Source organism: Kaistella jeonii (assembly GCF_000812865.1).
Lineage (GTDB): Bacteria > Bacteroidota > Bacteroidia > Flavobacteriales > Weeksellaceae > Kaistella > Kaistella jeonii.
The window spans coordinates 210033-226471 of record NZ_JSYL01000007.1; the positions used below are offsets into that span (position 1 = coordinate 210033).

General features: G+C 35.5%; 12 protein-coding genes. 5 read left to right on the top strand and 7 right to left on the bottom strand.

Going from position 1 to position 16439, the window contains the following annotated elements:
- The first annotated feature begins 38 nt into the window (after positions 1-38).
- Both OA86_RS11185 and OA86_RS11190 read left to right on the top strand, forming a co-directional pair.
- On the top strand, positions 39-290 hold the full coding sequence (locus OA86_RS11185) for a hypothetical protein (RefSeq protein WP_039353050.1): 252 nt from the start codon (positions 39-41) through the stop codon (positions 288-290).
- On the top strand, positions 287-565 hold the full coding sequence (locus OA86_RS11190) for a type II toxin-antitoxin system RelE/ParE family toxin (protein ID WP_039353052.1): 279 nt from the start codon (positions 287-289) through the stop codon (positions 563-565). Before OA86_RS11185 ends, OA86_RS11190 begins: the two co-directional genes overlap by 4 nt.
- A 65-nt stretch (positions 566-630) precedes the next feature.
- Here the strand turns inward: OA86_RS11190 and OA86_RS11195 are convergent, their stop codons facing one another.
- From OA86_RS11195 to OA86_RS16185, 3 genes are all read right to left on the bottom strand, one after another.
- On the bottom strand, positions 631-912 hold the full coding sequence (locus OA86_RS11195) for a DUF427 domain-containing protein (RefSeq protein WP_039353055.1): 282 nt from the start codon (positions 910-912) through the stop codon (positions 631-633).
- A 249-nt stretch (positions 913-1161) separates the two neighbouring features.
- Entirely contained in the window at positions 1162-2358 is a 1197-nt protein-coding gene (locus OA86_RS11200) for a hypothetical protein (protein ID WP_039353058.1), read from the bottom strand.
- A 237-nt stretch (positions 2359-2595) separates the two neighbouring features.
- On the bottom strand, positions 2596-2700 hold the full coding sequence (locus tag OA86_RS16185; protein ID WP_246008035.1) for an HNH endonuclease: 105 nt from the start codon (positions 2698-2700) through the stop codon (positions 2596-2598).
- Positions 2701-3176: 476 nt separating this feature from the next.
- Between OA86_RS16185 and OA86_RS11210 the strand changes: the two genes are divergently transcribed.
- On the top strand, positions 3177-3863 hold the full coding sequence (locus OA86_RS11210; protein ID WP_039353061.1) for a hypothetical protein: 687 nt from the start codon (positions 3177-3179) through the stop codon (positions 3861-3863).
- A gap of 265 nt (positions 3864-4128) precedes the next feature.
- Complete coding sequence (locus tag OA86_RS11215) at positions 4129-5406, top strand: AbiH family protein (protein ID WP_039353064.1); 1278 nt, start codon at positions 4129-4131, stop codon at positions 5404-5406.
- 235 nt (positions 5407-5641) lie between these two features.
- Here the strand turns inward: OA86_RS11215 and OA86_RS11220 are convergent, their stop codons facing one another.
- The 3 genes from OA86_RS11220 to rpoB all read right to left on the bottom strand — a co-directional run bounded on the left by OA86_RS11220 (position 5642) and on the right by rpoB (position 14251).
- Entirely contained in the window at positions 5642-5953 is a 312-nt protein-coding gene (locus tag OA86_RS11220; RefSeq protein WP_039353067.1) for a DUF3467 domain-containing protein, read from the bottom strand.
- 123 nt (positions 5954-6076) lie between these two features.
- Entirely contained in the window at positions 6077-10342 is a 4266-nt protein-coding gene (gene rpoC / locus OA86_RS11225) for a DNA-directed RNA polymerase subunit beta' (protein ID WP_039353070.1), read from the bottom strand.
- A gap of 81 nt (positions 10343-10423) precedes the next feature.
- Positions 10424-14251 (bottom strand): DNA-directed RNA polymerase subunit beta, encoded by a 3828-nt coding sequence (gene rpoB, locus OA86_RS11230; protein ID WP_039353072.1) that lies wholly within the window; start codon positions 14249-14251, stop codon positions 10424-10426.
- Between the two features lie 512 nt (positions 14252-14763).
- Here rpoB and OA86_RS11235 point away from each other — a divergent pair.
- Entirely contained in the window at positions 14764-15591 is an 828-nt protein-coding gene (locus tag OA86_RS11235; protein WP_039353073.1) for an alpha/beta fold hydrolase, read from the top strand.
- A gap of 246 nt (positions 15592-15837) precedes the next feature.
- Here OA86_RS11235 and OA86_RS11240 read toward each other — a convergent pair whose 3' ends face one another.
- Entirely contained in the window at positions 15838-16248 is a 411-nt protein-coding gene (locus tag OA86_RS11240; RefSeq protein WP_039353074.1) for a hypothetical protein, read from the bottom strand.
- Between the last annotated feature and the right edge of the window lie 191 nt (positions 16249-16439).

Here is a 16439-nt window from a genome sequence, read left to right on the forward strand (position 1 = left end):
TCGTAAGTTATACGTATCTTTATCGAAACTTTAGATAAATGATACCTACAAAAAATAGAAAAGAAATAAGTTTGGATGATCAAACTATTGCTATTTTGCAAATTCAGGCAGAAAAAGAAGGCAGAAAGCTTAAAAATTATTTAGAGTATATTCTAAAAGAAAAAGCCAATGATTTTGAACTGACAAGTGAATACAAAATAATGATTGATGCAAAACTCGAGAAACATTACGGTGGTGAATCGCAGTATATTTCTGAAGATGATTTTCGCAAATCAAGCGCTCGGAAATGAAATACAATATCAAATTTGAGGAAGACTCTTTAACTGATTTTTTGGAGGGAATTGCTTATTATGAAAAGATATCGGATAGTTTAGCTGAAAAATTCCATACCGAATTTTGGAAGACTGTAGATCTGATCAAGGCAAATCCTCTGCATTATCAGAATCGATATAAGGAAGTTCGAATCGCTTTCACCGAAATATTTCCTTTCGGAATCCATTACGTAGTGGATGAAAATATGATTACTGTACTTAAAATTCTTCATACAAAAAGATTTTTCAAATAAAAAAACCCCAATTCAAACTAATGAATCGGGATTTCTATATTTTAAAAGACACGTATGCTTGAAAGTTAATCTTTCAACTCAACACCTTTCCAGAACGCAACATAATTTTTAATATTCATCGCCGCATCTTTTGGACTTGGATAGAACCACGCGGCATTCTCGTTCTTTTTGTCGTCAACTTCAATATTGTAGTATGAAGCCTGACCTTTCCAGGGACAGGAAGTGTGGTGATTGGTTAGAATAAAATATTCTTTGTCAATACTGTCTTCCGGGAAATAATGATTGTTTTCTACCACAATCGTTTTATTGCTTTCTGCTATAATTTTTCCGTTCCAAATTGCTTTCATATTTATTTTAAATTTGAATGAGTTTAATATTATTAATGATAAATTTAGAACTATTAAACCAACAATTTTTGAATGTTTAATTGATTTTATCTAATTAAAATGTTGCTTTTGGCAAATTCACAAGATTCACTCCAAATAACTCCAATTCTCGGTTTTCTGGTATCGATACTCTTCAATTTATAAACTTTAAAAAAATCCCGTTTCAAACTAATGAATCAAGATTTCTAAATTAAAGGAAGATTTTATTTATTATTTTTTACTTACTAGTACTAGTTCTTTCTCTGAAACATTGAGATAATCGCTTAGTAAATCCTCGTAATAACTGAAATACGTATCATCAATTAATATTTTAATTTTTGAAATAATATTTAATCGTTCATGTTGATCGGTACTCTTTAACTGCACAAAATAATACATCATCGAATAGTATTTTTCCCAGCCGATCCCTAAATTTTCTAAATTCACACGACTCAAATACAAATCACTATTCTTTTGATCATCCATTTTCTGATACGCTGTAGCACAAAGAATTTTCCAAACTTCATCATGTATTTTCTTTCTTTTTGCTGGGATAAAATCTTTATCGCTATCTTTTTGAACCGTATTATTCTCTATCAAAAATTTCATTTCTTTGGTTCGGTTCGTGAAAATGAGAGACTCTAAAACGGTATATTCAAAACTGCAGACCGATTTTTCTGAAGCTTCGATATACTGTAATCTTACTTTTTTCATTTCAGCAAAATACTTTCTGAAAAGATATTCGTTGCCTGTAAAATCAGCATAAAGCAGTTGCACCCCATATTTTAAACCTGCGGGAATTAAGTACACGTCATCAGTAATTTCAGTATCCCGCACTTTTTTGATATATAATTCCATCAATTCTTTATTCTGAAGAAGGAATGCACTTTTGAAAAGAAATCCGTACGCAAAAATTTTTGCTTCATTGCTTGTACTGAATTTCAGATAAGCTGAGAAATATTGGGAATAAACCGTCCCAAGCATATCGCGCAAAGGATGATTTTCAATAAAATATTTTCTGGCCATTGGAAATGACATGAGACGACGGTGCGTGGTCACCAAAAGTCCTGGCGAATTGGCGATCTGTTTACAAAGTTGTTCACTTTTTTCCCAGTAATTTTGATTTGTATTTTCTATATTTCCAAAGAACAGTTCGAGTTCGGTATTGCTGTAAGAATGACTAAAGTGCTTAAAATCTTTGTAGCCACAAAATTTGGAAAGAAGATCTAATGTAAAATGACCAGATCCTGAAGTAGATTTTATCAAACCGAAAAAGCGCCTCAGCGTTTGCGCACTGATGTTTGTATTAAATTTCTCTGTAAGTAAACTGGCTAAGTTGATACAATCTGTGGCGTTATTTATTTGTTTTCCGTAATGTCTTACTACATTTTTTTGAAGTTGACCGACGATTGTATTTTCTTTATTCATAGTATTAAATCATTATCAAATATAGTCATAATCTTGATATTTTTGTACACTATTGTACAAAAATGGCATGATATTTTATCTTAAATTTGCACTCTAACACAAATGATGAAAGTAAATTTATTTCGAATTTAATAAGTGATAATGCTCTTATTAAACAAGAAAATTTTAAAACATCAAAAACCTTACTTGAATAAGTAAGGTTTTTTTTATGAAAATTAAATTTTGATCAAAGAACAACTACCTATTCCCCTTCGCGCGATTATGGGTTCTGCAAAGCATTTCGCAGTTTTTCAAATCTGTTGCGCCACCTTTGCTCCAGGCGGCGACATGATCTGCATCCATTTCTGCTAATTTATAAATCTTTGTTTTATTGGCATCATGACCGAGGTTGCATAAGGGACAATTAGAAGTTTTATTTTCTATCGCCGGAATTGTTTGTTTAGTGTAAACCGATTAAACTTTGTCAAAGTGCTGAACTTTGAAAAAGTTGAAATTCCTCAAAAATCAGTCAGTTGCTCCGAGGAAGTTGTACTATTGGTGTTTGAAGAATTTTTTTGGTTTGACGAAGACTTCCGTTAACAGTTTGAAGAACTTCGGGAGGTCTGTGAAGAACTTAGAGGAGGCTGTGAAGAACTTAGTGGAGGCTTTGATTCACTTAGTGACCTCTATGATTCACTTAGTGGGCTCTTTGAAGTGAAATTTGACCAGTCGTAGTAAGCACTTGGGTGTTTTAACCCATTTTTCTATTCGATGAATGTTTTGGGGAGAAAAAATTATAATTTAGTAGGGTAATTAAAACAAATTTAAAAACATATACCATGAAAAAATTAACCGTAACACGCAATTACAACTTAGCAGATGCAGTACTGAAGCAAAAGGCAGATGAATTTATCAATCTTCTCGACCGCGATACTGTAGAATTTACCGAACGTGGATATAATGCAGCCGCAAAAACCAATTTCGAAAATGCACGGGATTCCGTAGATACTTTTCCGACTGACGAAACTTTGGAAGCCCTGAAAATGGAACTGACCGCAAACAAAGATGCAGCACGTAGCGCGCTGGAAAAATCGATGCGCACTATTTTTAATATGGCATCGAATCATTTCGGTTCCCAATCTGCACAATACCGTGCATTTGGCGAGGCAGACATCAGCAGAAAACCCGATGCCGAATTGGCGCGAACGTACAAAGTTATGGTGACCGCAGCAAATCAATATTTAGCTGTACTGGGTGATGAGGGACTTTCGCAAGCCATGATCGACAATCTTACCGCACAGGGAATAGTGCTGGATGACAGCATAGATGCGATGGCAAAAGGAATTACTGACCGTGATATATCGACCGAAAGTCGTATAGAAACCTTAAATGCGCTGTACGGTTTGTTGACAAAATATGCAGGAATTGGTCAGGATATTTTCTATGAGATCAATGAAGCGAAGTACAATGATTATGTGATCTACGATACCCCAAGTGGAATGCCTGCGGAAGTGCCGGTTATTTAAAAAATTATTCTAACCATTTTCACCTTAATAAAAATCCCAATTCAAATGAGTTGGGATTTTTTTGCAGTAAGAAATAAGGATTACCATCGGTACATAAATGATGTTCATACATCTTGCTGTGATTATTTATAAATAAAAAAATATATCTTAGTGCTTAGAAATATGTTTTACGAAAAACAGACGAATCCCTACGAAACATGTTGTATTTGTCTGACGAAGTAGGACATATATATAAGTTATCTGCAAGCACCAAAAAATTACATATATGAATCGAATTATATTGATGGGTAACGGTTTTGATTTAGCACATAGAATGAAAACTAGTTATCGTGATTTCCTCAACTATTTCTGGGAAGAATTACAGGTAAAAATTCAAGATGAAATTTTTTATGAAGAAAAGTATGAAGATGATTTTATAATTATTGATAAGGTTCCAACAAATTGGAATGTTGGAAAAGGATTTAAGACAATTAAAGATTCTTTAAATAATTCTAAAACAACTTTAAGATTTAAAAATAAATTTCTTGAAAATTTAAGTAAAAGCAATGAAGATCTGAATTGGGTAGATATAGAAAGTGATTATTATATATTTTTAAAAAAGTGTTTTCAAAATCCTACAGAAAACTACTCAATAAAAACTCTTAATGAAGAATTTTTAGATATTAAAAAACTTTTGGAAGATTATTTAAAAAATATAGAAAAGGATTTTATCGATAATTTTCCATCTACTTCATATGATCGAGATCTAAAAAGGAATATTTATGAAGAGATTTATTCTGATTTTCAAATCAGAGATTTTTCAGAAGCCTCAATTAACAAATTGACCGAAGAAGAATTTCAAAGAGTTTTACCTCATGTAAAAGGTATCGAAGAAGATCTTATTACATTAGAAGAATTTCAAGATAATGAAAGAGAGCAGAGGTTAATTGCGTCTCTTACAAATACAGTCAATAAAAGAAAAAAAATAAGAGAGTTATTAGTTTCACAAACCGCTCCGAACTATTTTCGCTTTCAACCCAAACTAATATTATTCTTAAACTTTAACTATACACAAAGTGAATACGAATATAACCAAGCGCCTAATGATTACGAGACCGGTAAAAGAATATCTACATTGACTATTCATATCCACGGCATACTTGGTAATAAAAGAAATAATAAAATTATTTTTGGATTCGGAGATGAAATTGACAACAACTACAAAACGATTGAAGATTTGAATGACAATCATTATCTTGAAAATATAAAATCAATAAAATATTTAGAAAGCAATTCTTATAAATCTTTACTTGAATTTATCAATTCTGATGATTATCAAATATTTGTATTTGGACATTCTTGCGGGATTTCAGATCGAACACTACTAAATACATTATTCGAGAACAAAAATTGTGCATCGATAAAACCATTTTACAGACAGATTGATGATGAAAAAGACAATTATAGTGAAATAATTAAGAATATTACTCGAAACTTTACAAACAAAGCAGATCTTCGAGATAAAGTCGTGAATAAATTATATACCAAATCCTTATTTAAATAAAGATGCCTACAGATAACAGCGTATTGGCAATAGTGCGGAGGAATCGCAAGTTTAACCATTTTAGATATTTAGAAAATTAATTTATAATAAGAAAGTTTCGGCGTTAAATCCGCACCATCGCCAATACGCAAAACGTTACCATCCGAAAAATAAAAAATCCCGATTCAAATGAATGAATCGGGATTTCTGTTTGAAAAACTTTGTCAAAGATTTAAACTTTGACAAAGTGATCAATTTACGCTTGTACGTTATTTTGTCCTAATACGAAAGGCTCGATTTCTTTGATTTCGCCGTATTGTTGTTCGTAATTTGCTAAGTTCTGTTGCAATGCAGCCATTACTCTTTTTGCGTGAAGTGGAGCAAGAATTACTCTTGATCTTACGTTCGCCTGTTGAACTCCCGGCATCATTTGGATAAAATCTACAACGAATTCTGAAGGGGAATGATTAACCAATGCAAGGTTGCAATAAACTCCCTGAGCAATCATTTCATTTAGTTGAATGTTGATGTTGTTTGGATCCTGATTTTGATTTTGATTGTTGTCCATTTTTTTGAAATATTTTTAAATTATAAATTTTAGATAATAGATGATAGACGAATAGATAATAGACGGTGCCTTAAAAAGCATTTTAAAATCTATTATCTATCGGTCTATTATCTTGTGTCTGTATTAATTAATGTCTTCGAATTCTTTTTTAGAACCGACGATCACGTTTTGGTAATCTTTAAGACCCGTTCCTGCAGGGATTCTGTGTCCTACAATTACGTTTTCTTTCAGACCGCTTAAGTAATCGACTTTTCCTGAAACTGCTGCTTCGTTCAAAACTTTGGTAGTTTCCTGGAACGATGCTGCTGACATGAAGGATTTAGTTTGTAGTGCCGCTCTTGTAATACCTTGCAATACCGGTGTTGCCGTTGCAGATAATGCTTCGCGAACTTCTACTAACGCTTGATCTTCACGTTTCAGTTTAGAATTTTCGTCTCTTAATTCTTTGGTCGTAATCATTTGACCAGGTTTGAAATCTTTCGAATCACCTGCTTCTACAACTACTTTCAAGCCGAACACCCTGTTGTTTTCTAATAAGAAATCATATTTGTGCTCTAAAGCTCCTTCTAAGAAATGAGTATCTCCACCATCAACAATTGAAACTTTGGTCATCATCTGACGAACAATAATTTCGAAATGTTTATCATCAATTTTCACCCCCTGAAGTCTGTAAACCTCCTGAATTTCGTTAACGATATATTCCTGAACTGCAGTTGGTCCTTTAATTTTCAAGATATCATCCGGCGTAATTGATCCGTCAGAAAGTGGGGAACCTGCTCTTACGAAGTCATTTTCCTGTACTAAGATCTGGTTAGATAGTTTCACCAAATACTTAGAGATCTCTCCAGTTTTTGCTTCAACGATCAACTCACGGTTACCTCTTTTGATTTTTCCGTAAGATACAACACCATCGATTTCTGTAACGACCGCTGGGTTTGAAGGATTTCTCGCTTCGAACAATTCGGTAACTCTTGGCAGACCCCCTGTAATATCTCCAGATTTTGCAGATTTACGTGGAATCTTGATCATTACCTTACCGGACTTAATTTTCTCCCCGTCGTTTACCATAAGGTGGGCTCCGACTGGAAGGTTATAAGCTTTTTGTTCTACTCCTTTGGAATCAACAACTTTTAACGTTGGTACAGCTTTCTTGTTTCTGGATTCAGAAATTACTTTCTCCTCGAAACCTGTCTGCTCATCGATTTCCAACTGGAATGAAATACCCTGAATAATATCTTCATACTCTACTTTACCAGCAGATTCTGCAATAATTACCGCATTATATGGATCCCATTTCGCAATGGTATCTCCTTTTTTCACTTTATCACCTGGTTTCACTAATAATTCAGAACCATAAGGTACCACGGCAACCATTAAAGGTGTTCGTGCTGCATTGTCTGCTACCAAACGGAATTCTGTTGAACGTGAAACTAAGATCTCAGCTTTTTTACCTTCTTCGTTTTCTGAAGTTACAGTTCTAACCTCATCCATTTCAACGATACCATCACGTCTTGCAACAATTGATGGATTCTCGGTAATATTACTTGCAGTTCCCCCTTGGTGGAAAGTTCTCAATGTTAACTGAGTTCCTGGTTCCCCAATGGATTGTGCTGCAATAACTCCTACTGCTTCACCCATGTGAATTGGTTTACCTGTTGCTAGGTTACGTCCGTAACATTTCGCACAGATTCCTTTTTTCGCTTCACAAACTAGCGGTGAACGAGCTTCAACCATATCGATTCCTGCTGCTTCAACTAATTTAGCCAATGCTTCGTTAATCAACTGATCTGCTTCAACAATAATTTCATCCGTTTCCGGGTCATAAATATTGTGAAGAGAAACTCTACCTAAAATACGCTCAGAGATTCTTTCAACGATCTCATCATTTTTCTTCAATGGCGTAATTTCAGTACCTCTTAATGTTCCACAGTCGTTTTCTGTAATGATCACATCCTGTGCAACATCTACCAATCTACGGGTCAAATAACCAGCATCGGCAGTTTTTAGAGCGGTATCCGCAAGTCCTTTACGAGCACCGTGAGTCGAGATAAAGTATTCCAAAATTGATAGACCTTCTTTAAAGTTGGCCACAATTGGATTTTCAATAATCTCAGCTCCTGTAGAACCCGCTTTTTGAGGTTTTGCCATCAATCCACGCATTCCTGAAAGCTGACGAATCTGCTCTTTGGAACCCCTTGCTCCGGAATCAAGCATCATATAAACTGAATTAAACCCACCTTGATCGGTTTTCATTCTGCTCATGATCATCTCAGTTAATCCTGCGTTGGTATTGGTCCAAACGTCAATTACCTGGTTATATCTTTCAGTATCTGTAATAAGACCCATGTTATAGTTGGCCTTGATTTCGTCTACATTCTCTACTGCAGTTGCAATCATTCCTTTCTTTTCAGCAGGAATTGCGATATCTCCTAAACTAAATGAAAGTCCACCTTTGAATGCATTTGCATATCCAAGATCCTTCATATCATCCAAGAAACGCACAGTTGTTGGGAAATCGGTGTCTGCTAAAACGCGTCCAATTACGTTTCTTAATGATTTCTTCGTTAAAAGTTCATTAACGTAACCTGATTCTTTCGGTACGATCTGGTTGAATAAAATTCTACCTACAACCGTTTCCGTTAGTTGAGTAACGATTCCTTCTTCTGTCTTGATTGGTAATCTACATCTAACTTTTGCGTTCAATGCTACCATTCCTTCAGCATAAGCGATCTCAACTTCTTCCGGAGAATAGAAAGTTAAGCCTTCACCTAATACTTTCTTATCTTCTGTTGAAGCCAATTCTTTGGTCATGAAATATAGACCCAAAACCATATCCTGAGAAGGAACGGTAATCGGAGATCCATTTGCAGGATTCAAGATATTCTGAGAACCTAACATTAGAAGTTGTGCTTCCAAAATAGCTTCCGGTCCTAAAGGTAAATGCACCGCCATTTGATCCCCATCAAAATCCGCATTAAATGCAGTGGTAACCAATGGGTGAAGTTGAATTGCTTTTCCTTCGATCATTTTTGGCTGGAATGCCTGGATTCCTAATCTGTGTAAAGTAGGTGCTCTGTTCAAAAGTACAGGGTGACCTTTCATAATACCTTCTAAGATATCATAAACAACAGGTTCTTTCCGGTCGATGATTCTTTTTGCAGATTTTACAGTTTTTACAATTCCTCTTTCAATTAGTTTTCTAATGATGAATGGTTTGTATAATTCTGCCGCCATATCTTTTGGAATTCCACATTCGTGTAATTTCAAGTTTGGTCCTACAACAATTACGGAACGTGCTGAATAATCCACACGCTTTCCAAGTAAATTCTGACGGAAACGACCTTGCTTACCTTTCAATGAATCTGAAAGTGATTTCAATGGTCTGTTTGATTCAGATTTTACCGCTGATGATTTTCTTGTGTTATCGAATAATGAATCTACAGATTCCTGCAACATTCTTTTTTCGTTTCTTAAAATTACTTCCGGAGCTTTAATTTCCAAAAGTCTTTTCAAACGGTTGTTTCTGATGATTACACGACGGTAAAGATCATTTAAATCTGAAGTTGCAAAACGACCTCCATCCAATGGAACCAATGGTCTCAATTCTGGTGGAATTACAGGAAGAACACGCATGATCATCCATTCCGGACGGTTAACCATTCTGGTATTTGCACCTCTGATTGCTTCTACCACGTTTAGTCTCTTTAATGCTTCTGTTCTTCTTTGTTTCGAAGATTCGTTGTGTGCTTTGTGACGTAGATCGAAAGACAATGCATCAAGATCGATTCTGCTTAATAATTGCTCAACCGCTTCAGCACCCATTTTGGCGATGAATTTGTTCGGATCGGAATCATCAAGATATTGATTTTCAGCAGGAAGTGTTTCTAAAATATCAAGATATTCTTCTTCTGTTAAAAATTCTTTATCATCGAAATCAGCACCATCGGCTCTTTTTGCGATACCTTGCTGAATCACGACATATCTTTCATAATAAATGATCATGTCGAGTTTCTTGGAAGGCAATCCTAACATGTAACCAATTTTGTTTGGTAAAGAACGGAAGTACCAAATGTGAGCTACAGGAACAACCAAACCAATATGTCCGATTCTTTCTCTACGCACTTTTTTCTCAGTAACTTCTACTCCACAACGGTCACAAACGATTCCTTTGTATCGGATTCTTTTGTATTTCCCACACGCACATTCGTAATCCTTAACAGGACCGAAAATTTTCTCGCAGAAAAGACCATCTCTTTCCGGCTTGTGCGTACGGTAATTAATTGTTTCGGGCTTTAGAACTTCACCACGGGAATCCTGTAGGATGTTTTCCGGAGAAGCAAGACCGATCGTAATTTTAGTAAAATTACTTGTTTTATTTTTATTTGACATTTGTTAGATTTTAGATTAAGATTTTAGATTTTAGATTTTTTTCTGAATAAACATTCAAAACTTTTAATTTAAAACTTAAAATTATTCTTCCAGTCTTACATCAAGACCAAGTCCTTGCAACTCATGTAACAATACATTGAAGGATTCCGGAATACCTGGTTCAGGCATTGCTTCTCCTTTTGCAATTGCTTCGTAAGTTTTAGCTCTACCAATCACGTCATCGGATTTCACAGTTAAGATTTCTCTAAGGATATTCGAAGCACCAAATGCTTCCAACGCCCAAACCTCCATCTCACCAAATCTTTGTCCACCAAACTGCGCTTTACCACCCAAAGGTTGCTGCGTAATCAATGAATAAGGTCCGATAGAACGTGCGTGCATTTTATCATCAACCATGTGTCCTAATTTCAACATGTAAATGATTCCAACGGTTGCAGGTTGAGAGAATCTTTCACCAGTACCACCATCATAAAGATAAGTACTACCAAATTCCGGAAGATTTGCTTGCTTGGTATATTCTGTAATTTGGTCAATATTAGCACCATCGAAAATCGGCGTTGCGAATTTTAAACCTAATTTTTTACCAGCCCATCCTAAAACGGTTTCGTAGATCTGACCAATGTTCATACGAGAAGGTACACCCAGTGGATTCAATACGATATCAACCGGAGTTCCATCTTCAAGGAACGGCATATCTTCTTCACGTACAATTCTTGATACAATACCTTTGTTACCGTGACGACCCGCCATTTTATCACCAACGTTCAGTTTACGTTTTTTAGCAACATATACTTTCGCTAATTTGATGATTCCTGCAGGTAATTCATCTCCGATAGAGATAGCAAACTTCTCACGGTTTTTAACACCATTTAAGTCATTAGACTTAATTTTGAAGTTGTGGATCAATTGCTTGATCAACTCATTTCTTTCAGCATCAACCGTCCAGTCTGCTCCACTTACATTCACATAATCTTCAACAGATTGAAGTAATTTTGTAGTAAATTTCACGCCTTTTCCGATGATTTCTTCATCAAGATCATTATTTACACCCTGAGACGTTTTACCGTTTACAAGTGTTCCTAATTTTTCAAGAAGCAGATTTCGAAGGTCATCATTTTTCCCTTTGTAGGTATTTTCGATTTCTTCTAATTTCAATTTCTCTTCCGATCTTTTCTTTTTATCTTTGATATTTCTTGAGAATAATTTTTTATTGATTACAACTCCTCTCAACGATGAATCTGCTTTCAATGAAGCATCTTTTACGTCTCCGGCTTTGTCTCCAAAAATCGCTCTCAATAATTTCTCTTCCGGAGTCGGATCTGATTCTCCTTTTGGAGTAATCTTACCAATCATAATGTCACCAGGTTTTACGTCGGCTCCAATTCTGATCATTCCGTTTTCATCTAAATCTTTGGTTGCTTCTTCTGAAACGTTTGGAATATCTGCTGTCAATTCTTCCATACCTAATTTGGTATCCCGAACTTCCAGAGAATATTCATCAACATGGATCGAAGTAAACCAGTCTTCGCGAACTACTTTTTCGTTAATAACGATCGCATCCTCAAAGTTGTACCCTTTCCAAGGCATGAAGGCAACAACTAAGTTACGTCCAAGTGCCAATTCTCCGTTTTCAGTTGCATAACCATCACAAAGAACCTGTCCTTTTACTACTTTATCACCTACTCTTACGTTTGGTCTTAAAGTAATGGTCGTTCCCTGATTGGTCTTACGGAATTTGGTTAATTTATATGATTTCGTAGCGGTATCGAATGATACTAAATCAGCATCTTCACTTCTTTCATATTTAATGGTAATTTTTACCGCATCAACGTATTCTACTGTTCCGTTTCCTTCAGCATTAATTAAAATTCTGGAGTCACTCGCAACTTGTTTTTCTAAACCTGTTCCAACAATCGGAGCTTCTGGTTTCAACAATGGAACTGCTTGACGCATCATATTCGATCCCATCAACGCTCTATTCGCATCATCATGTTCCAGGAAAGGAATCAATGAAGCAGAAATACCAGAAATCTGATTTGGTGCAACATCAATCAAGTCAACCTGTTGTGGTTCAACTACTGGATAATCACCGTCTAAACGAGCAATTACTCTATCTGTAGAAATAGTACCATCATCAAGCATCTCAACGTTTGCCTGTGCAATTACTTTATCTTCTTCATCTTCAGCATTCAAGAAAATAGCAGCAGTTTTAAGATCAACTTTACCGTTGTTTACTTTTCTATAAGGCGTTTCGATAAAACCTAAAGTATTAATTTTTGCATAAATTCCTAGAGAAGAAATCAAACCAATGTTTGGTCCCTCTGGAGTTTCTATCGGGCAAATTCTTCCGTAGTGCGTATGGTGAACGTCACGTACCTCAAAACCTGCTCTTTCTCTTGAAAGTCCACCAGGTCCTAGAGCAGAAAGTCTACGCTTGTGCGTGATTTCTGATAATGGATTGGTTTGATCCATGAACTGAGATAATTGATTCGTTCCGAAGAATGAATTAATTACAGAGGTTAAAGTTTTTGCGTTTACCAAGTCAATCGGAGTAAAGATTTCGTTATCTCTAACGTTCATTCTCTCACGGATTGTTCTTGCAATTCTGGAAAGACCTACTCCAAACTGTCCTGATAATTGCTCACCAACAGTTTTAATACGTCTGTTTGACAAGTGATCAATATCATCAACTTCCGCTTTAGCGTTTACCAATTCGATCAAATGTCTTACGATCGAGATGATATCTTCTTTGGTTAAAACTTCAGTTTTCGCAGGAATATTTAATCCTAATTTTTTGTTCAATCTGTAACGACCAACTTCTCCTAGTGAATAACGTTGCTCAGAGAAGAATAATTTTTCGATAATTCCTCTTGCTGTTTCTTCATCGGGTGGATCTGCATTACGCAACTGACGATAAATATATTCAACCGCTTCTTTTTCAGAGTTGGTTGGATCTTTTTGTAAAGTATTCTGAATAATAGAGAATTCGTGGCTGTTTTCTTTGTGGATCAAAATAGATTTCACACCAGCATCAAGAATAAGGTCTAAATGTTCTTTTTCAAGAACAGTTTCTCTATCTAAGATGATTTCATTTCTTTCAATAGAAACTACTTCACCAGTATCTTCGTCAACGAAATCTTCAAACCAAGTGTTCAAAACTCTCGCAGCCAAAGTACGCCCTTCCACTTTTTTCAACGCTGCTTTAGAAACTTTCACTTCTTCGGCAAGGTCAAAAATCTGAAGGATATCTTTATCGGATTCATATCCGATTGCTCTTAATAAGGTTGTCAACGGTAATTTTTTCTTACGGTCAATGTAAGCGTACATTACGTTGTTGATATCGGTTGTAAATTCCATCCAAGATCCTTTGAAAGGGATAATTCTGGAATAATACAATTTCGTTCCGTTGGCGTGGTAAGTTTGACCAAAAAACACCCCCGGAGATCTGTGCAACTGGGTTACAATAACACGTTCGGCACCATTAATAATAAATGATCCTGAAGGCGTCATATAAGGAATCGGACCTAAATATACGTCTTGTACAACGGTCTGAAAATCTTCATGTTCAGGGTCAGTACAATACAATTTAAGTCTAGCTTTCAGAGGAACTGAATAAGTTAAACCTCTTTCCACACACTCGTCGATAGAGTAACGTGGGGAATCTACCAAATAATCCAAAAATTCTAAAACGAAATTGTTTCGAGAATCGGTGATTGGAAAATTTTCTTGAAAGGTTTTGTAAAGAGATTCGTTTAATCTCTGCTCCGGAAGGGTATCCAACTGGAAAAAACCTTTGAAAGATTGGATCTGAATGTCCAAAAAGTCAGGAGTTTCAATTTTTCCTTTAGCTACGGAAAAGTTGATTCTTTCGGTTCCCTGAGTTTTAGCGACTGCTTTAGATTTACTCATAAAAATTTTTAAGAATGAAGGGTTAAAAAATATTTTGTTTAAAAAATATCAGAGGAGAAAAAAGAGTAAAGACAAAAAGAGTAACGATGATAACGTGCGGAATAGAAGTTGAATAAGCGTTTGAAGCACCGTATTTTCTATATTGCAATATATCAGTCTATTATCTATTATCTGTTAGTCTCTAATCTGAGCTCTAACTGCAACACCGGTATATCTTTTCACGGGGTAGTGCAAAATATTTTTTCTGAAAGAAGAGAATTATAAATATCTAGTGAGAAAACGACAAAACCCTTTTAAATGAATAAAAGAGTAAGTTATTGATTTTCAATAGATAATATGATAATTGGCTTCAAACAGGACTGCAAATGTACGACTATTTGCTTGATAAAAGAAATTATAATAGAAGGAATCAGACAATTACTGATACGAAATCAATAAAATTCTGTAAGATCGCAAGTAAAAATCTGGTGGCGTAAATCTTGATTGTAATATTAGCAATAAAAATTTAAAAAATGCCATACATTCAATCAAAAAGTGAAACCAATCAACAATTTTATTATGAAGACTTCGGTTCAGGACAGCCGATCATTTTAATTCACGGTTGGCCATTAAGTGGAAAATCCTGGGAATTACAAATTCCTGTACTTGTGGAAGCAGGCTTTAGAGTCCTTGCTTACGACAGAAAAGGGTTCGGCAAATCGTCAGTTTCAAACAAGGGTTACGATTACGACGGCTTAACTGCAGACTTGCATGAAATCATCACTGAGCTTCAACTTAAAAACGTAATTCTTTTCGGTTTCTCCATGGGTGGTGGTGAAGTTGTGCGTTATCTAACAAATTACGGATCGGACAATGTAGATAAAGTGGCTTTAATTTCTTCAATTATTCCCATTGTGAAACAGACAGATGATAATGCAGAAGGTGTTCCGGAAAAGGATCTGATGGGAATTTTGGAGCAGGTGAAAAAAGATCGGGTGACCTTTCTGGCAGGTTTTCATAAAAACTTCTACAATTTTGGCTTGTTGAAACATTCTGTAAGCGAGCAGCAATTGCATTACGATTGGAGTATTTCCTCTCATGCATCTCCACTTGCAACGGTAAAAACTGCTGAAAGTTGGTCAGGAACAGATTTTAGACCAGAATTAAACAATGTAACTGTAAAAACTTTGATCATTCATGGAGACGCAGATCAAATTGTTCCTATTGAAACTGCGGGAAAACAAGCTGCAGAAGGAATTTTAAATAATATTTTCAAAATAATAAAAGATGCGCCACATGGTTTAAATGTTACGCATGCAGATGAATTAAATAAAATTCTGATTGATTTTTTGAAGAATTAATTTGACTTTAATCGTAGAAAAAGCCACTTCAATTTATTTTGAAGTGGCTTTCTTCTGCCTTATCTCTAAAGCAATTTCCGAAAAAACCGGCTCATCTCTGAACCGCTATATTTTTATTCAAAGCGCATAGTACATCTTTTAATCCTTAATACACCGGACAGCCATTCCAAAGCTATGGGCTGCAGAGGTATTAATATTAATTAAATTGTAGACTACTGAGTATGTGCTTGTTTTAGTACTCGTCCACTAGTAATTTGTTGCTATATTAGTACCATTATCGTACCTTCTACTACCAGCAGCAGGTATCTTAAGAGGTGAGGCAAATGCGCCTGCTTGGTTTTGGGAAGTGAACAATGCTGCTTCAGCATTAAACTCTGCTTGCGTAGGAATACGAAACCCAGTTAGACAAGGATTATTAATGCCGTTAACGCCTTGCCACAGATTATCGTTCTGAGGTGAATGCCAATCTAAAGGTGAAACACTAGTACCAATAAAATTTGCATTTCCCGGAACATCTGTGCTACTCAAAGTAGTTATAACTGCGAAAGTTCTCACCTGATGCCCATCCGCAAGGCGACCCCATTGATATAGGTCACCGAAAGACGCTGCGTCTGAAGAACTTGTTGCGACTTGGGTGGCGCCTAAATTTCTGTCCATCCAGATTTTTCCTGTGGCAGAGTTTGACCCGTCCTAAAAAAAGTTTACAGATTTAACTTTTATTTATTGATAGTCCTTGTACAAATTTACATTTAAATTTTAGTCCTAAAATAGTTTTACATTTGTTGTTATCAACTGAAGCGGAAATTAGCTCTGCTGAGGAGCAACTAATGAGGAATAGGTTGATCAGA